The sequence below is a fragment of the Nitrospira sp. MA-1 genome, from assembly GCA_032139905.1.
In the GTDB taxonomy this organism is placed as follows: domain Bacteria; phylum Nitrospirota; class Nitrospiria; order Nitrospirales; family UBA8639; genus Nitrospira_E.
In genome coordinates this window covers 418,641-437,120 of record JAQJDB010000006.1, presented here as the reverse complement: position 1 = coordinate 437,120, position 18,480 = coordinate 418,641, and the positions used below count along the sequence as shown (strand labels likewise).

16 protein-coding genes are annotated in these 18,480 nt (G+C 50.1%); 8 read left to right on the top strand and 8 right to left on the bottom strand.

All coding sequences use genetic code 11. From position 1 onward, the window contains the following. Nucleotides 1–329: 329 nt before the first annotated feature. The 7 genes from PJI16_09500 to PJI16_09470 all read left to right on the top strand — a co-directional run bounded on the left by PJI16_09500 (nt 330) and on the right by PJI16_09470 (nt 10,678). The gene (locus tag PJI16_09500) at nt 330–3,452 is read left to right on the top strand and encodes a hypothetical protein (protein MDT3777788.1); all 3,123 of its coding nucleotides are present in this window, start codon (nt 330–332) and stop codon (nt 3,450–3,452) included. A 334-nt stretch (nt 3,453–3,786) separates the two neighbouring features. After that, on the top strand, nt 3,787–3,978 hold the full coding sequence (gene rpmB / locus PJI16_09495) for a 50S ribosomal protein L28 (protein ID MDT3777787.1): 192 nt from the start codon (nt 3,787–3,789) through the stop codon (nt 3,976–3,978). Nucleotides 3,979–4,195: 217 nt separating this feature from the next. Further along, on the top strand, nt 4,196–5,824 hold the full coding sequence (gene lnt, locus PJI16_09490) for an apolipoprotein N-acyltransferase (GenBank protein MDT3777786.1): 1,629 nt from the start codon (nt 4,196–4,198) through the stop codon (nt 5,822–5,824). 20 nt (nt 5,825–5,844) lie between these two features. Then, nucleotides 5,845–6,967, top strand: a protein-coding gene (gene prfB / locus PJI16_09485) for a peptide chain release factor 2 (GenBank protein ID MDT3777785.1) whose coding sequence is annotated in 2 segments (ribosomal slippage) — nt 5,845–5,904 and nt 5,906–6,967 — 1,122 coding nt in all. Because the reading frame shifts where the segments join, the coding sequence is not laid out codon by codon here. A gap of 198 nt (nt 6,968–7,165) precedes the next feature. Next, the gene (gene lysS, locus PJI16_09480; protein ID MDT3777784.1) at nt 7,166–8,653 is read left to right on the top strand and encodes a lysine--tRNA ligase; all 1,488 of its coding nucleotides are present in this window, start codon (nt 7,166–7,168) and stop codon (nt 8,651–8,653) included. Beyond that, the gene (locus PJI16_09475) at nt 8,650–9,936 is read left to right on the top strand and encodes an ABC transporter permease (protein ID MDT3777783.1); all 1,287 of its coding nucleotides are present in this window, start codon (nt 8,650–8,652) and stop codon (nt 9,934–9,936) included. The genes lysS and PJI16_09475 overlap by 4 nt, the downstream gene beginning before the upstream one ends. Next, nucleotides 9,929–10,678 (top strand): ABC transporter ATP-binding protein, encoded by a 750-nt coding sequence (locus PJI16_09470; GenBank protein ID MDT3777782.1) that lies wholly within the window; start codon nt 9,929–9,931, stop codon nt 10,676–10,678. The genes PJI16_09475 and PJI16_09470 overlap by 8 nt, the downstream gene beginning before the upstream one ends. A 170-nt stretch (nt 10,679–10,848) precedes the next feature. Here PJI16_09470 and PJI16_09465 read toward each other — a convergent pair whose 3' ends face one another. The 6 genes from PJI16_09465 to PJI16_09440 form a co-directional block, all read right to left on the bottom strand. After that, nucleotides 10,849–11,607 carry a helix-hairpin-helix domain-containing protein gene (locus PJI16_09465; GenBank protein MDT3777781.1) on the bottom strand — a complete coding sequence of 253 codons (759 nt, stop codon included), beginning with the start codon at nt 11,605–11,607 and terminating at the stop codon, nt 10,849–10,851. Between the two features lie 166 nt (nt 11,608–11,773). After that, nucleotides 11,774–12,574: an acyltransferase gene (locus tag PJI16_09460; GenBank protein ID MDT3777780.1), complete on the bottom strand. Its 801-nt coding sequence runs from the start codon at nt 12,572–12,574 to the stop codon at nt 11,774–11,776. A gap of 69 nt (nt 12,575–12,643) precedes the next feature. Then, complete coding sequence (gene smbP, locus PJI16_09455) at nt 12,644–13,000, bottom strand: small metal-binding protein SmbP (GenBank protein ID MDT3777779.1); 357 nt, start codon at nt 12,998–13,000, stop codon at nt 12,644–12,646. A gap of 75 nt (nt 13,001–13,075) precedes the next feature. Next, on the bottom strand, nt 13,076–13,945 hold the full coding sequence (locus PJI16_09450; protein MDT3777778.1) for a sulfurtransferase: 870 nt from the start codon (nt 13,943–13,945) through the stop codon (nt 13,076–13,078). Nucleotides 13,946–13,957: 12 nt separating this feature from the next. Next, nucleotides 13,958–15,283 (bottom strand): multiheme c-type cytochrome, encoded by a 1,326-nt coding sequence (locus PJI16_09445; protein MDT3777777.1) that lies wholly within the window; start codon nt 15,281–15,283, stop codon nt 13,958–13,960. Between the two features lies 1 nt (nt 15,284). Further along, a complete protein-coding gene (locus PJI16_09440; protein MDT3777776.1) occupies nt 15,285–16,229 on the bottom strand; it encodes a histone deacetylase in 945 nt (314 codons plus the stop codon). Between the two features lie 214 nt (nt 16,230–16,443). On the opposite strand from PJI16_09440, the gene PJI16_09435 reads away from it, so the two are divergent. Beyond that, complete coding sequence (locus PJI16_09435) at nt 16,444–16,764, top strand: hypothetical protein (protein MDT3777775.1); 321 nt, start codon at nt 16,444–16,446, stop codon at nt 16,762–16,764. Between the two features lie 39 nt (nt 16,765–16,803). On the opposite strand, the gene PJI16_09430 is transcribed toward PJI16_09435, so the two are convergent. Next, nucleotides 16,804–17,574, bottom strand: a complete 771-nt coding sequence (locus PJI16_09430; GenBank protein MDT3777774.1) for a hypothetical protein — start codon at nt 17,572–17,574, stop codon at nt 16,804–16,806. Nucleotides 17,575–17,788: 214 nt separating this feature from the next. Further along, complete coding sequence (locus tag PJI16_09425) at nt 17,789–18,472, bottom strand: hypothetical protein (GenBank protein ID MDT3777773.1); 684 nt, start codon at nt 18,470–18,472, stop codon at nt 17,789–17,791. Between the last annotated feature and the right edge of the window lie 8 nt (nt 18,473–18,480).

Sequence of the window (18,480 nt, the reverse complement as noted above, 5' to 3'; positions counted from 1 at the left end):
ATAATTTGAAATAGAAAGAGAATCAAATGGCTCTAAATACTCCCTTCTTCCTTTTGCATGTATTCATGTGCAGGTGCAGCGTATTCATAAAATCTCAAAAATAAATACTACTGCAGGAAATAAGTTGCACTTTTTCTGTATCACGATTAACCTGAAATTATTTTCACACCAAACATTGGGACTGAAGACTTCCCAGACTAGCGGTGCATGAAGTCCGGAAAAATCATCCGCGATCGCTCATCAGCAGAATGGCACTGAGCTTTTGTTATTGAACACTCGATTAGCCATCACTCAGCCACTCTGCCAAAAAGAACACAAGGAGGTGTCCCATGATCCCATCACCAACAAAGCGTGTTTGGCATTCTCTCGGGAAAGCCATCGTTACGGGTGTTGTGGCCTTGATGATGGTAGCGGTGACGTATGATGGTCACATAGACCGAACCCTTGCGGCCGAGGAGGCGCAGAACAGTATTACCATGGGAACCGCCTATGCCCAAGAAGGTGAGGGGCTCGATATTGGGATCGTGTTTGATATTGCCGGCGCCGTCGATACCTTATTTTCGGCTTTGTATACCGGTTTTGATTCCTCATACATCGATAAATATTATGGTGGGAGCGTCGCGGGGTATTTATTCGCGATGCTGATCGACCCTGATGCGGCCGAATTTGACTATATTGACAATCAGCTGGAGATAGTCAACCAGAAACTCAACCACCTCATTACCCTTGATGGTGAAATCATCACGGCAATTGGGAAGTTGGAAAAAGAACTGGCCATCGATACCACCAAAATTCAGGAAGCGGTGGAGGCTGCGGATCTGGTGACTGCTGAATCGGCTATCAATAGCCTTTCTCGTGATCAACTTTTAACCAAATATCAAAATATGTCGATGAAAAATATCACGCACGCAGAACGCAGCTATATCACCAGTACGTGTCAGACCCTATTAAATGGGAGCAGTACTCTTGGCTATTCAGGGAACATCGATATCTGGTTGACCACCATCGGTAGCCATATGACCGAGGCCGGTCCTTTCAACGTAGGACTCCTTCAACTCATGGCCAATCAAGTCCAAGAGTCCTTGGGTTCTAATTCCACAAACGCATACGAGTACTACCAATGGATAGAGTCAATGTTTATGAGATATGTCCTGCTGCAATCGAAGGGCTTGAATTTGTACGTGAACTGTGCCCATGTTCTACCGGTACCATTGGAGAACTCATCCATCAAATCTCAGTACCTGAACTATTTAAAGAATATCTTGGACCAATTTGAATCCTTCCGGGAAGTTGTGGAGCAAACGGTAGTACTGGGAACCAACTATGCCATTGCGCGGGACGCCTTTAACGCCACAAACGCCAGCACCTCAGACCTAGGGTTAATATGGGAGAATAGCACCAGCCTTATTTTGCAACGGGTGGATTTCATCTCGCATCGCGTTCTAGGAAGGAGTAGTCTCTCTTCGGTTAATGCTTCCCCTGATCCAAACGCCCCACCCCAGGGAGCTCTGACGGCCAGGGTTTTGTCAGCCAATGATCAAAACCAAACGGGATTCGAACTTGACTTCACCTATTCCGGGCCGTTTGTACCTCCCCCCCTCCTCCCCACGATTGCCGATTGTCCCTCAGGGTTACAGATGGCCAAAGTCTGGGCGCTTGCGAATGCAGGGCCCGAGCGGTTCATCATTACATCCCTAGCCGGATATCAAGGGAAGCCAACGCCTTGGAAAAAGCATCCAGCCATAGCCAACAAATATTATGGTAGCTCCAGTTATCAACTCGCCGTCTCTACCATTAGCCTGAATTCGGGAGAAGTGGGATCAGTAGGACTGTGCGTCAGCGCCCGTGGCGCGAAAGAGAAGGATGGCTCCCTATATCTGGCCTACCATTTGCTGCCTCCCGGAATACAAACCCCAGGACCTACGGAAACGATTGGATGGGCTGGGACAGGAACCGTTGGGACGTCAGAATATACACCAGACCGATTTACGGTCGATGAAAAAACCAACACCATCACGATCAAGGGACAACCCTACAATAGTTCTGGCACGGGCACGGCCAGCCAGTTTGCGGGACTTCGATATATCAACTGGAAGGAGTCCGGCGATACTTCAACCATTATGGGACACAATAATGAGTACCGACTTATTCGGTATGATTTCCGCAATGTGCCCTTGGGTCGTTATGAGGTGACTGGTCCCAAGCGTGTCCAATTATTGCCAAATCAAACGGTCAACGTAGTCTTGAGAGATCGGAATTTTAACCAAATCACATTCGTATCAAAGAAAAAAGATGTCGTGATGGCGAATAGTCGGACTTTAGGCGCATGGGAGACGTTTACATTTGAATATACCGGACTTTCAGCAGACAAAAATGCTCTAGGTTACTTGCGTGGGGCTAATGGCCAATATGTCGTCAAGCAAGGAAACACATTGATTGCTCAGGCCGACGCGGGCAAACCAATTGAGTTTGTGGGATGGAACTCTACTGCAAACGACTCTAAGTTTATTACCAATTGGGGACGGCTGGCTTTCGATGGCAATTATGTCACCATTGATCCTTTGACCTTTGACATCACGTTCACGAAGGATAGTGACAAGGGGACCAACTTTGCGATCACCTTTATCGACAAAGGGAAGAAAGCCCTAACTGAAGGGAGCAATTACGCTGTAAGTCTGCGCTACGGGATCGCCGATGATGCATCTCCGGTCACCTGTACCCATCTTGGGAATCCACGTGGCCCGTGTTTTCAGTATTACTTGTATGCCAATCTGGGCTATCCCTACGGCTACTTCACCTATTCTCCCCTTGCCACATCCGGGGGATTCGGAAAAGGACTTGGGAGATTCGGAGTCAGCCCCTTTACACATTGGGAAAATGCCACATCAACCTGGGTACCTAAAATTGGATACAATAATGCCTCCCCTAATGCGGGTGATCAAACGGGGCCCCATATTTGGGCCGCGATAACACCTTCCGCTGACTCAAACTTACAATATACCGCCAAAGCCGCAGCGCACCGGGAGACAAAATTGCAACTGGGAACGAACGCGAATTGTACCTATTCATTTCAGTTAAAAATACTCACGATTGGAAACTTAGGTGGACACTGGGATATAAAGATAAAAGAGAAGGACAAAGAGCATCTCAAACAGGCGTCTCTTGCCCTTGCGTGGTTCAGAACAAAAAGTGACGGGGGTTGGATAGAGGAAAAGAAAGTCTCTAACAGTTGGGACAGCGCTTTGAAACCCTATTCCCTGAATATCGATTATGCCAAATCACCGGAGTCGGATAAGGACAACACGGCAACCATTCAATATTCCGCGCACCTCTCCTATGAGGATGTAGATAATAATGTAAATAGTTTGTACCCCGATTTCCCATGGATGAAAATCGGATTTTTAGACCCGACCGTGGCTCTTGATCTCACGGAGATCAAATGTCCATCGTAAGCATGACAGACCCGTGCGGCCATTCCCTCTTAATCTAACCGTAGGTGGTGAAACTTGGCGGACTGAATAGGTCACGACCAGTCTCTGCAAAGATAGTCGAATTTTATGGGGTTATGTTTCGATCCGTGGTGGGATGTCCGCACTTTTTTTCCATTCCACCCAGTCTCCCAGATACCATTCCTCCTTACATGAGGTAATGGTAGAATCGTTCGCCTCTATTTTCCAACATAAGAACTGCTTTGATTGTCAGGGGCTTGTGTGTACAATGGCACCTGTGGTAACAAACAGACTCTAATCGACAATTCGGTCATTTTAAATATCCAGGGAGAAGACCATGGCTTTTTCATGTGACGTGTGCGGAAAAAACCGCTTAGTGGGAAATAATGTCAGCCACGCGAATAATCGGACAAAAAGAATTTTTCGCCCAAATCTGCGAACGGTACGTGCACTGGTGAAAGGTGCCGCTCAACGCATCAAGGTCTGCACCCGTTGCCTGCGGTCCGGATTGGTCCAAAAAGCCGTCTAGTCGTTCCTAGGGCCGTTCATGCGAGGTGAACGGTATGTCCCATTTGGCGTTCTTGTAGCCCTGAATCGTGTTCATCAGTTCGACTGTTATCATTACTTCTTCCCTTTCCAGCCGAAATCTCTACTGATTCCTGGGTATTATTCCGGATTGACCATACGGCCGCACCTGATACGACAGCAGGGCTCGCCCCTGAAAACCACCGTGGGTCCCTTTTGACGTGGGGCAGACCATTCCACCTTTTTCCTTTCCGTCTCGCAGGGCAGGGGCCCTTTTTTTCGCTCTCGCCTTCATCGGTATCCTTCATCCTCTGAGCTTCCCGCCCTTTGATCTCGGTTGGCTGGCCTGGTTGGTGTTGATTCCCCTCCACATGATCATTCATGACCTCCCGCCAAGACGGGCGTTGCTTTACGGATGGCTGTCGGGAACCATCGCCTTTGCGGGAACCGTGACATGGGTCATCACGGCCATGCATCAATTTGGTCAAGTGCCGTTCATCGTAAGTGCCCTGTTGATGCTCCTTTTGGCTGCTTATCTTGGCCTATACATGGGCATCTATGGCTGGGGATATGCCAAGTTCCAACGCACGTGTCCCAACCTCTTGTGGCTGGGAGCCCCCGCCTTGTGGGTCGCCTTGGAATTTGTGCGAACCTATGCGTTAAGCGGGTTTCCCTGGGCGCTCTTGGGCTATTCCCAATACCAATGGCTTGCGGTTATTCAATTTGCCGACGTGACGGGAGTCTATGGCGTGTCATTTTTACTCGTCATGGGAAATGTTGCGCTAACCTCCCTCCTCTTGTGGATTTACGCCAAAACACGTGGCTTGCCCCTTCCCGGACCCTGGGCGTCCGTAGCAGGCTTTGGCTGCGCGCTGAGTCTCGTTTTGGCCTATGGAGCCTGGCGGATGCAGGAACAAGCCAACCTTGACGCCTCGGCACGCACGCTGTCGATTGGGTTGGTCCAAGCCAATATTGATCAAGCCGTCAAATGGAACGAGGCCTACCGGGATGAGACACTCCGACGCTACACCTCGCTCAGCCAACAAGCCGGAAAGAATACCGATCTGCTCATTTGGCCGGAAGCGGCCACACCGTTTCTCTTCGAGCGGGAACCCGCCTATCAGAGCCAGGTCCTTGATATTGCAAAAGATACGCACAGCTCATTGCTATTTGGCAGCCCCACGCTTCGATTTCAACAAGACGGCCGGCCGTATTTGTATAACAGTGCCTTTCTGGTGACGGCTGAAGGTCGGGTCTCAGACCGGTATGATAAGCGGCATCTGGTGCCCTTTGGGGAATACATTCCCTTGCGGTCAATTCTCTTTTTTCTGGATAAGCTCGTGGTGGGGATCGGCGACTTCAAATCCGGCCAGGGAGTCATGACCATGCAAGTCCCAACGGTGCCCCCCGACAGTGGTCCGAGATTCGGAGTGGCTATTTGTTTCGAGGTGATTTTTCCTGATCTGGTTCGCCGGATGGCCCAGGAGGGTGCCAATTTCCTCGTCACCATTACCAATGATGCCTGGTTCGGGGATTCTGCTGCGCCGTATCAACATTTCGGCATGGTCGTCTTTCGTGCCGTGGAAAATCATTTGGCCTTTGCCAGATCAGCCAATACCGGCATTTCCGGCTTCATTGCCCCGGACGGACTCATCCTTTCCCAGACATCAATTTTCTCAGAACAGGCGGTGATGGGATTAGTGCCACTCCGTTCCTCATCACCCACCTTTTATACGCAATTTGGGGATGTCTTTAGTTGGGGTTGTGTTATAATGGCTGGTATTTTGTTTACTTGGTGTCGGTTTACCACACCGCTTTCCACGCGCAAACCACGGTCTTCACCGATATAGCCACGAGAGGAGTGCTGCCCATGCTCGAAGATATTCGCATTCGAATGGAAAAAATCAACGACACCATTCTGGAATTCCGGAGGTATCTTTGACGTTCCCCGGCTAACAACTGAACTGGAAGAACTCGAGCGGGAGACCTCCCAACCGGATTTTTGGAACAACCCCCGTCAGGCCGCCAAAGCCGGACGACGTCAATCCGAGATCGAACGCCAACTCGCACGCCTTCACCAACTCGACCAGCAACGGGATGACCTTCTCGCCATTCTTGATCTGATTGGCCAACAGGGCGATCCGGAACTGGAAGCCGAGTGGAGCAAGGGCATTAAAGACATTGAGGCCACGCTGGAAGCCTGGCGCTTGGAACAACTGTTATCGGACGAACATGACCAGAATAATGCCATTCTCAGCATTAATCCCGGAGCAGGGGGAACCGAATCCCAGGACTGGGCACAGATGCTCATGCGCATGTATCTTCGATGGGCACAGGAACGCGGATACAAAGTGGAAACCATCGATCTGCAACCAGGCGATGAAGCGGGGATCAAAAGCGTAACCTTGGCCATTGGCGGTCCATTGGCCTATGGATACCTGCATTCAGAGGCTGGCGTGCACCGGCTGGTTCGGATCTCCCCCTTTGACGCCAACAAGCGTCGACATACCTCGTTCGCCGCAGTGGGGGTTTATCCGGAATTGGACGACGATATTGAAATTGAAATTGACGATAAGGATTTGAAAATCGATACCTTTCGCGCGGGCGGGGCAGGCGGGCAAAATGTGAACAAGGTGGAAACGGCTATTCGCATGACCCATCTTCCCACAGGAACCGTGGTGCAATGCCAAAATGAACGGTCGCAATTGCAAAACCGGATTGGCGCCATGCGGGTGTTAAAAGCCAAGCTGTATGAGCTGGAACAACAAAAGAAGGACGCTGAATTTCAAAATATTGTCGGGGAGAAGAAAGATATTGCCTGGGGTAGCCAAATTCGCTCGTATGTGTTCCAACCGTATCAAATGGTCAAGGACCACCGGACCAACCATGAGTCAGGCAATGTCGCTGCGGTCATGGATGGAGCGCTGGACTCTTTCATTGAAGCGTACTTAACGATGAAGGCCTCGAAAGCTTCACACATGCCGGCCAATTAACAGCATCCACGTCCGATACTCGGCCTTCATGATTCATCACCGAACATATTCGCGCTCCATAGGCTGGCTAGACAACCATCGAGGGGTTGTTAAATATTTCAATCATTTGGCCGTTTCCTTAACATAAGAGTGGTCGAACCTCACCAGAGGAATATAAGAGAATGTTCACCTTCATGAATCAGTAGAGCCATGTAAGTTATGGAAGAATTAAACGAACAACGACAACAACGGCTGGAAAAACTCCACGCTCTTCAGGATGGTGGCCTCCGTCCCTTTGGTACACGTTTTCCCACCACCCACACGCTTGAGACCATTCTTCAATCGTATTCGGACTTGACCAAAGAAGAGCTTGAAGGGACCCCGATTTCGTGCACGGTGGCCGGACGCATTGTGGCCATGCGTCGTTTTGGCAAAGCCGCCTTCACGGCCTTACAGGAAGAAGGCCATCGTCTCCAGGTCTATCTTAAGAAAGATCTGCTTGGGGATCAGTCCTACGAACTTTCGCAGACCTTTGATTTAGGGGATTGGATCGGAGTGGAAGGCAAGTTATTCCGAACCAAAACCGACGAACTCACGGTGGAAGTGCATACACTCACCTTTCTCACGAAAGGACTGCGGCCTCTTCCGGAAAAATGGCATGGACTCACCGACATCGAAACCCGGTATCGGCAACGCTATGTGGATTTGATTGCCAATCCATCGGTGCACCAGGTATTCCGCACGCGCAGTCGAATCATCAATACCATTCGTTCGTTCCTCACGGAACGGGAATATCTCGAAGTGGAAACGCCGATGATGCATTCCATCCCTGGCGGAGCCACAGCACGCCCGTTTGTGACTCATCATAATACCCTCGACGTGGACTTATATTTGCGTGTGGCACCCGAGTTATACCTCAAGCGCCTCATTGTCGGGGGATTCCGGCGCGTCTTTGAAGTTAACCGAAATTTCCGCAATGAAGGCATTTCCACCATACATAATCCGGAATTTACCATGTTGGAATTTTATCAGGCCTATGCGGATTATCATGATCTGATGGACCTGACCGAACAGTTGTTTCACACCTTAAGTCTGGAAGTATGCGGAGGTCCGACGGTAGATTACCAGGGGCAAAGCATTTCCCTGGCGCCCCCCTGGCGTCGCCTCCCCTATTTGGACTCGATCGTAGAGGTCAACCAGTTAGACCCTGAGGTCTTGTCCGACCACAAGAAAGCCGTGGACGCGGCAAAACGGTTAGGTGTTGATTGTGCTCCGAAAGCCAGCCACGTCGACATTCTCGTCAACCTCTTTGAAGCCACTGTCGAGCCAACATTGATTCAACCAACATTCATTACCGATTTCCCTATCGAAATTTCCCCCTTGGCCAGAAAAAAAGAATCCAACCCGGCCCTGACAGACCGCTTTGAACTCTTTATCGGTGGACGGGAATTAGCGAATGGATTTTCGGAGTTAAACGATCCGTTAGACCAGCGACAACGATTTGAAGCCCAGGTGGCCCTGCGGGATGCGGGAGACGACGAAGCCCATTATCTGGACGAGGACTTTATCCGAGCCCTTGAATATGGCATGCCTCCCACCGCAGGGGAAGGTATCGGGATTGATCGACTCGTCATGCTCCTCACCAATCAGGCCTCGATCCGCGATGTCATTCTCTTTCCGCAACTTCGACCGGATCGGCCTTTGTGACTCTCCCGTATGAGATATTAGTCGGGCTGCGGTATCTTCGGGCCAAGCGTCGGCAACGAACGATTTCGCTGAACACGTTTATCTCCATCACCGGGATCACTCTTGGTGTCGCAGCACTCATTGGCACGCTTGGCATCATGACCGGCTTTAAGGAGGATCTCCAATCGAAAATTCTTGGCACGACCGCGCATGTGATCGTCCAGGAACGTGGCAGCAATGACATGAAAGGCTATGCGGACCTGGTCGGTCAGATTGAAGCTGTCCCCGATGTAGTAGCGGCTGCCCCGTTTATTTTCAAACAAGTGCTCGTCACCTCCAAAACAGCCGTGCAGGGGATCATCCTTCGAGGCATTCAGCCCTCGCAGGAAACACTCGTGACCGATTTACAAACGAACATGAAATTCGGGGATTTGGCTGACCTGACTCGCCCAGTTACTCCACTCACATCGACATCTCCCAATTCTGACCAGGACAATCCCACTCCTGCGCCCTCCAATCCTCCCGGAATTATTTTGGGCAAGGAGCTGGCCTTTCGGCTTGGCGTGTTTATCGGCGATACCATCAACGTCGTGTCCCCTGTCGGCCCCATGACTTCGTTAACCATGACACCGAAGATTCGACCCTATGCCGTTGTCGGTGTGTTCGAATCCGGCATGTTCGAATATGATTCGTCGTTATCGTATATCAGCCTGGAAGAAGCCCAGAAATTTTTCAATCTCGGTGAAACGGTGACAGGGATTCAAGTCAAAGTCAACGATGTATTTTTGGCGCAGCAGATTGCCCAACGCCTGGAAGCCACACTCGGTTCCACCTTCATTGCCCGTGATTGGATGCAATTAAATCGCAATTTGTTTTCGGCATTGAAACTCGAAAAGACCATGATGTTTCTTCTGCTCGTCTTAATCACCCTGGTCGCGTCGTTCAATATCGTGGGAACCTTGACGATGATCGTCAACGAGAAACAACGTGAAATTGCCATCCTCAAAGCCATGGGCGCCACGCCAGGAGCCATCATGCGGATTTTCATGCTAAACGGCTTGGTGATCGGTATCGTGGGAACAGGCATCGGGGTCCCTCTCGGCTATACCTTTTTGTGGCTCATTCAGAATTATTGGACCTTCGACGCTTCCGTCTATTACATATCCCGAATTCCCGTTCATATCCTGCCCTTGGATGTGCTGTTGGTCGCCACTTCGGCCATCCTCATCAGTTTTGCCGCCACGTTCTATCCCTCATGGCAAGCGGCGAAGCTAGATCCAGTCAGCGCACTACGTTATGAATAACCCCATCGCCCCAGAGTTCACTCCCCAAGTGCCATTGGTCTCCATTGACAATCTTTGTCGCTCATTTCAGATGGGCAAGCAAACGGTGCATGTCCTCAACGGCATTACCATGACCTTAGCGCGAAAGGAAATGGTGTCGATTGTCGGAGCATCAGGAGCAGGGAAAAGTACGTTGCTCCATATTATGGGGACATTGGATCGCCCGACCAGCGGAGAGGTCCTGTTTGAAGGCAAGAATATGTTCCGGGTCAGCGAAACGGCGTTAGCGGGATTCCGGAATCGATCCATAGGATTTGTCTTTCAATTTCATCACCTTCTGCCGGAATTTACCGCATTGGAAAACACCTACCTTCCAGCGCTCATTCAAAAAATTCCCAAACAGCAGGCCATGGACGCGGCAAAATCTCTCCTGTCTGAAGTGGGACTCTCTCACCGCCTGCATCATAAACCAGGGGAATTATCCGGAGGAGAGCAGCAACGTGTCGCTGTAGCTAGAGCCTTGATCCGGCACCCTGACCTGGTGTTGGCTGATGAACCGACAGGCAATCTCGATACACATACCGGTGATGAGTTATTTGCGCTTTTACGAAAACTCAATCACACGCATGGGACTGCCTTCGTGATTGTGACCCACAACGAAAAACTCTCCCTTCAAACTGACCGGCTGATTCAACTGCAGGATGGCCAGATCATCGAAGATCGCTGCCTGACGGATGGCTCCACTACTGCGAAAATGTCATAAGACCAGGCACATAAAAATGGGGAACTCCATCTCTGTTGATGAAGTTCCCCTTGTTGAGGAATGCTATGCTGACTCCAGTCAGTATCTACTTATTCCACAATCCCTCCCATCGTAGCTTGAAGCCAATCTTGTGGGGTTTATGGCCTTACCAACCACGCCAATTGGGCCTATTACGGAGAAGCCGTGATACGGTCCTTGATTCCGTCAAATGTGGCCTTGGGAATAATATTTTTCGCCACAAGTTCGCCACGAAGCCGATAAGGCCGGTTTGAAACTACTTCCTCGGCTACTTCACGGGTTAACCCTAGCGTCAACACCAGGTCACTCACGGGAGCCTTATTAATATTGACTAAATCCCCTCCCATTTTGGGAAGTGTTGGAGAAGACACAATTTTGGCCGAGGGTGGCTTGGACGAAACGATCGGACTAGCCCCTGACGGGGAAATTCCGCTTTTGGACATATCTGGGTTTTCCGAGGGCTTCATCGCGCCAGCAGCCATCCCGATGGAAGACTCACGGGTATCTTTTAATTCCTTCTGATAGCGCAACACAGTCTCTTTGAGAGCTTTATTTTGCGCTTTCACTTTTTGATATTGGTCCACGACCACCCGCAATTTTGAGGTGAGTTGCTCTTTCTCCTGATCTAACTCCCGTTCACGTGTTTCCAATAAGGTGTGCTCATTCTTTCGCCCTTCTTTAATCCGTTGCACCTCGGTGGTCATGGTCTCTAAATCCGTAGAAACTTTCTCGTTCAATCCCTTTAAATTGCGTATTTGTTCTTCAAGGGCTTCCTGATGCATCCGGCTTTTTTCCAACTCCGCTTTGGCCGACTCCATATCTGCCACCGAAGCCTCATATTTCGACTTCGAAACCATACACCCGGACAATCCCATCAGAAGCACAATCGAAATGACCACCCACCTGTTCATAATATCCTCCTCATCCCTACCAATAGAACGATTCATTCTTGATTAAAGCTCTTCCTGACCATAATCTGGTTCTTGGGTTTACACCCCTATTTCAGGATTTATGTCATCCTCGCGGTTATGTCAAGCCAGGCCACCGCCCTGGCCTTTAAATTCCGCAACTTGCGGCTTATAAGACATACCATTCAGGACGTCGGTCTTTGAGCAAATCATTATAGGGATTGATTCGTTTGTCCCGAGCTTCCGCCACATCCATCTCATACAGACCAAGCTCCTCGTTCTTTTGGGAAGATCGACATAAAATTCTTCCATTGGGGGCCACAATCTCACTCATGCCAATAAATGGCAATGCCGGTTTTTCCCCACGCTGTTCCCTGCCGACTCGATTGGCTGTTATGGCAAACACCCTGTTTTCTAAACATCTTGTCACCATGGCATCCGGGCAATAGGGCAACACCAAATTGCTGGGGTGGCAAAGAATATCGGCGCCCTTGATGGCCAGACTTCTTGCGGCTTCTGGAAAAAACCAATCAAAACAGACTAGAAGACCAACCTTGGCCCTTCCAATATCCCAGACAAGAAATCCCGTATCTCCAGGAGCAAACCAGAGAGTTTCCTCAAAAAACAAATGGGTTTTCCGATAGGTCCCGATATACCCCTTGGGCCCAATCAGTACTGCCGAATTAAATAACCGGTCATGGTCTCGTTCAGCCAACCCGACCACCACATGCAGATCTCGTCCTCGAATGGCCTCTTCCAAGGCTTTGATGGAGGGACCAGAAGGAATATCTTCTGACAGCTCCCGGACTTCGTCCTTGGAAATGAATTGATATCCCGAGAGGGCAAGTTCGGGAAACACAAGAAGCTGTCCCTCAAAGGTATGGATGGCATTCAGGATTGTCTCCAAATTGCGTTGCACTTCTGCAAACACAGGAGAAAATTGGAAAAACCCTCCACTGATCGTTGACATCACCACCCCACAAAAAAAGCGGGCAGAGGTGGACTCTACCCGCTTTTTTATCAGATTAAGCCTTTATGATTACTTAACCTCTTTCAAATGCATCACTGCACTTTTCGCATGCTTGGTCCCGACATCGGCATGTCCAGCTTTGCCATGCTCCACCGCTTCCATGAGTTCGTGAACACCTTCATCTAAATGAGGATTCTTCACGTCTTTTTGAGCACCCTGGGCGTGGGTCAAAGCTTCTTGAGCATGCTCAACCAACGCATCAGCATGTCCCTGCTCGCCATGTTTCACGGCACCCTCGGCATGAGCAATCGCTTCAGCTACATGTGGGTTGGCTCCTGCAAGCGCGACAGACCCCCACGCCCCTGCAACCAGAATCCCGAGTATGGCGATGATGCCAATTGCCTTCTTAACCACTTGCTTTCTCATCCCTGACCTCCTTGAAAAAGTAAATAGAAATTGAACTGAGAGATTAAGTTATCCTCTCATTCCTCATACACAAGATCAAGATGATTTCATTTGATCCTGATTGGTGACCCGAAATAATAACTTCACGTCTTTTTCCGCCGGTGCCGCGAAATCCCGGGACCATTCCCACCACGATCCTGGATAGACTTTCACCCGTGGAAACCCGACGTATCGAAGCAAACAAAACACCCAAGCCGCCCGAACGCCACCCAGGCAATACGTCATGATTTCCTGATTGTCCCGTAGCCCGTGATCTTCAAATATTTCCCTGACCTGCTCGGGAGGTTTCACCGTGGCATCCGGTTGTAAAAACCGATTCCACGGGATATTGATGGCAGAAGGAATATGACCGGCCCGAGGCAACCCATCGATCTCCTTCCCCGCATATTCCTCGACGCTTCTGGCATCAAGAATTATGGTATCCGGGTGAGGTGTTTTGAGCAGTTTTTTTAACCCATCTTTATTCACAATGAGTTCCGGATTGGCCGTGACAGTAAAATCACCAAGCGTTGGTCGAACCGCTTCATGGTCAATGGGACGCTGCTCTGCCGTCCACTTGACCCACCCACCGTCCAGAATTCGAACGCTGGAATGTCCCAAATAGGTCAACATCCAAAACATGCGCCCCTCATCACCCCAATTATCAAAAGGGTTACAATAAATGACCACGTCACTGGACTGGTTGATACCCAGCGATCGAAGACGCTGTTCAATTCTTCCTAGGTCAGGATCTAAGACTCCCTTTGCCACGGCCGATGGATCGCTGTACTCATGCCAGGTGCTATGAACCGCACCGGGGATATGAGAGGTATACGCTCCGCGTCCACGCACATCAATAATGACTAAGCCTTCACGTCCCAGGTTTTGTGCTAATGATTCGGTATCAATGAAAAAATTTTCAGCCACAGTGCTTTCCCTTTATGAATGAAGTGAAGAGGTATTTGCCGGATGATGAGGAACAAGGCTATCGGATGGTGCCATGCACCCTACCTGAGGATCGGGTTCTTGATCCTGTAAAGCCGCAGACAGGGTCGCATCCAATGGGAACTCCCGTTCATAGATCGTAAAAACATATGGATCTTCACCCGTCAGCCCATATTTATTTCTCAACATCTGATTCTGACTATCGGTCTGAATATGATACCGAATCCGCGCCTGAACCATCCACCCTTTTTCATTTTCCGGGATTTCATATTCAAAGGAATAATCCCGGCTGGCCAGCGGTAATAGTCGGTTATCTAAGACTTCCACAATCACCGGCTGCCAGAGGATCCAACGGCCCATGGTATCAGATTGCTCATGCACCACCGTGCCGTTCGGATCACGCACGGTAAATTCAACAGTAAAGAACCGATCAGGGTCCCCGGTCGGGATTTTGTGTCCAGCTCCTGCATTAATGAGCGTCAGCGTCAATTTGACATCGTCACCAGGTCGGGGGGTGGGAGGTTCTGCCTGAACTTGGACAGCGACCGCTCGCTTGACCATGTCCGGATCATGGCCTCCCCGCCAGAGATGCCGGCGACCGAAACGAATAGGGCTATCCTTGGCAACCGGCCGCTCGACTTCAGGCATATGACAACTCTGACAAATCAGTCCCTTTTCCTTCATAAAAAACTTGCCTTCATACTCGGGATAGGTGCCACAAGGCCCCGCATTGTAGAATTGCATGGGACCCGAAACGACATTATGGCAGCGATAGCAGACTTGGGTCGTTCTGAAGGATGGATCAAATTTTGTGGGATGAGGCGCCGCCGAATCGTCATACGGCCCGAGAATCATCCCATCTCGAACATGGCAGGCCGCGCACGTCACACCTTCTTGTTGATATTCCGCATCGTACCGGTAATTCGGAATTTGCACGGCTTTTTCGACTCGTTCACGGGGCAGGTCTTGAATAAGAGTCGGTTGCTGATTCTCCAATGGCGTATGGCAATTCAAACAGACCCAAACATTGTCATCTTTTTTCCAATAGGCTTGAAAAAACGGATCATGAAAGGCTTGGGCATGAATACTGGATTTCCACTCTTCGTAGATTTCGACATGACAACTTCCACATTCCTCCGCCTTTAAGCTCTGCAATCCCACTGGAATCTGCTGATAGGGAATGGGTTTCGCGTAATCCTCCCGTAATCCGAAAATAACGACGGGACGAATTTCCGTATAAAAGATATAGATCCCTGCCCCCAGCACCAACAGGAGCAACAGCCAGGCTTTTGCTTTCCATGATCGTTTTGATTTCAACACGTTAATTATCCAACAGAGATTGAAGATGGCGGTCTACCGATTGCGCCAATGCCTTGAGCTGATAACCGCCCTCTAAACATGCCACGATTCGTCCACCGGCAAATTTCCTAGCAATCTTCGAGACAATCGTGGTCATGTCGGCATAGCCTTGCTCCGTTACGCTCATACTCGCCAACGGATCATCACGATGAGCGTCAAACCCCGCAGAAATCAGAATGCATTCAGGTTGAAAGTGGTCAGCGGCTGGAATCAGGATTTCCTGGAATATTTCCCGATACTCCTCATCTCCCTGGCCTCCTGAGAGGGGAACATTGATGGTCAGACCTTTTCCTTGACCTTCTCCCGTTTCCGTCGCCTGACCCGTTCCGGGATAAAACGGGGACTGGTGCGTACTAAAAAACAGGACGGTAGGATCATCATAGAAGGCCTGTTGGGTGCCGTTGCCATGATGCACATCCCAATCCACAACCATGATCTTCTGTAGGCCATACTGTTGCTGAAGATAACGGGCGGTAATCGCGATGGTATTCAGGAAACAAAACCCCATCGCTCGATCCGCCTCGGCATGATGCCCGGGAGGCCGCACGGCGCAAAACGCCTGGTCAATGTCGTCATTCATAATCGCATCCACCGCCGCCAACCCCGCGCCAACTGCCAGATAGGCAGCCTCCATCGTACCCGGACACATCGACGTATCAGGATCCAGGGAGGCATAGCCATCTGAGGGAGAACGTCGTTCAAGACTCTCCACATAGGACGAATCATGGACGAGTTCAATCCATTTCCGCTCCGCCTGTCGTGGTGCGACCTGATGCAGCCGGGACCACGTTCCCGAATGCTCTAATTGCGCGCGTATCGCACGAAGCCGCTCAGGGGACTCCGGATGGCTTCTGCCCATCTCATGGAGCTCATAGGCCGGATGAGAAACGTATCCAACACGTCCCATGCTACAGAACTCCCAAACGTGAAAAGGAAATCATGCAAAGGGGAAAAACTTGATTACCGATACCGGCAATAAACCCTGCGCCTAGTGACAGGCAGGAGGGAAAAACAAAAAAGATCCTAGCATAGGGGAATGGCTTAGACAACGAATACACCCGCATGATAGGCTGGTTTTCGTTCACTGTCTGTCATTATCTTATCTCCTTGGAATTTACGCCATGGCCAATCCTAAGATCGAACAATTTAAGAAAGTACTCCAAATGGACCCAAAGGACGAAACCATGTGGTTCGGCCTGGGGAAAGCCTACATGAGCGACGAAAATTGGAAAGAGGCCATTCCCGCCCTGGAGCAATGTATCCTGGTGAAACCCGGGTATTCAGCTGCCTATTTTGCGCTGGCTCAATCACTTCACCAGACACGCGAATTTGAGAAGTGCCAGACCATATGCACCGAAGGCATCACCGTGGCAACCAAGAATGGCGATCTCCTCGTCATTAAAAACCTCGAAGCACTCAAAGCGTCACTCCCTTCATCCTAACCGCTCCCACCTGTCCCAATCCTTTTACCCAACTCGGGTTCACATCTCTTCCTGAATACTCTTCAGTTCTCGAGCACTAAGGCGATATCGAGCAACCGGGTTCACGGCCAACAATCGAATTCGAGGATCGCGTGGATTCCCTGGTGGTCGGGTGACCCACGTGACCTGGCGAATACGAATGGGATTGCGTAATTCCTGCGCCGGTGCTTTCCATAAAGTCAGGAGGATAGCACTGAACTGAGGGACATCCACGACCACTCCAACTAACATCGCGGCTAATCGCTGAAGATCCAAGGGAGGGATGTCCTGGGGACGCCCTTTCCCCCATGGTAAATCGGGCACACTGACTGCTAGCAACACCGGGGCACAATACCGTTCTAATTGTCTGGCTTTTTCAGCCATACGCGACAACAACCGTTTGACTAACGCCTGTTCAAAAAACTCATCAGAAGATTCTAAAATCTGATGAGGCTGTAGACGCACGGCAGGTGATTTCCGAGTGGCCCCTTGGGTCGATTGAATGACCGTGACTTCCACAAAAAAACGATGTGTGCCTTCATAACACTCCAAGTCCGCCGTTCGCCCACCAGACGCCTCTAAAAATGCCACTGAAAAACCCGCTTGTGCGAGAAAATATGCTGTCTCAATCTCGGCATAGGCGGACGCCGCCTGCCTGACCGGGAATCGACTGATGTGGTCCCACAGCATCGCCAGGCGAGCCTGACTTTCTCCATCTGGACAGGCTTGAGCAAGTTCCTGCCATTGGCGAATAATCAAATCCTTCTGAGGCTGACCAAGGTTCACATCCATCCTATTATTTCATTAACGGTGGACAGGCTTCTGCAATCTCCCCCATTACGACTCCCATGTGTCTTTCACTCAAAGCAGGTTCCCGGCACAGAATTGAAACCGGAATACAAGATGATTCACGCCACATCTTTATTCGAATTTAGGCTATCTTCTGGGCAAGGAAAGTGGTGTTCTCAGACCGGAGATTGGGCGTGCATTAAGCGTTGAGGTTCTATCAGGGGGTGCGCTTCAACTCTTGTAAGGTAAAATGCTTGGGGAGCAAAACCGGTACGACAAGACCAATGGGATCCCCACGCAATATCGTGGTAGGCTCCTCGGTAGATGAATCCAATTGGATCAGAAAATTCGTGACAAAGGCTGCGTAGCCAGGAAGAAAATCATCCGGTGTCACTTTATATTCCTGCGTTTTAATCCCTTCCCAGATGGAAAAGGTCCGCTTTGGGAAATAATAAAAATGATTAGGAAGATCCTTCATCATCATGCCAAGTTCCATGGGGTAATAAAAACGAATCCCGCAATAGAGCTTGGGGAATCCACTATTCAAAATCGTATCAACATACATTCCTGAAAACGATTTGTAGCCCAAAAGCTGCTCCTCCGGTCGAATAGGCGGAGACTGCCATTCAAATCCACTCCCTTTTTTTCGAATACGACAATCCGCCGGCGAACGAATCAACCACCCATATTGCCCTGCGAAGCGAACCGGCCCACAATCATCCGGGATGACCTTATATCCGCTGGCCGCAACCTCCCGCTGCTCAGACAAGGGCATGTTGGTCATCAACGGACGATGGGGATGAAAATCAAGCTTAAGTCGTTCAGGGGCAAAGGCGGTGGAATACTCCCGCTCCCAATAAATGACCCATTTTTCATCTGTGCTTCCCGGCAACGTACTCATTGAATGCC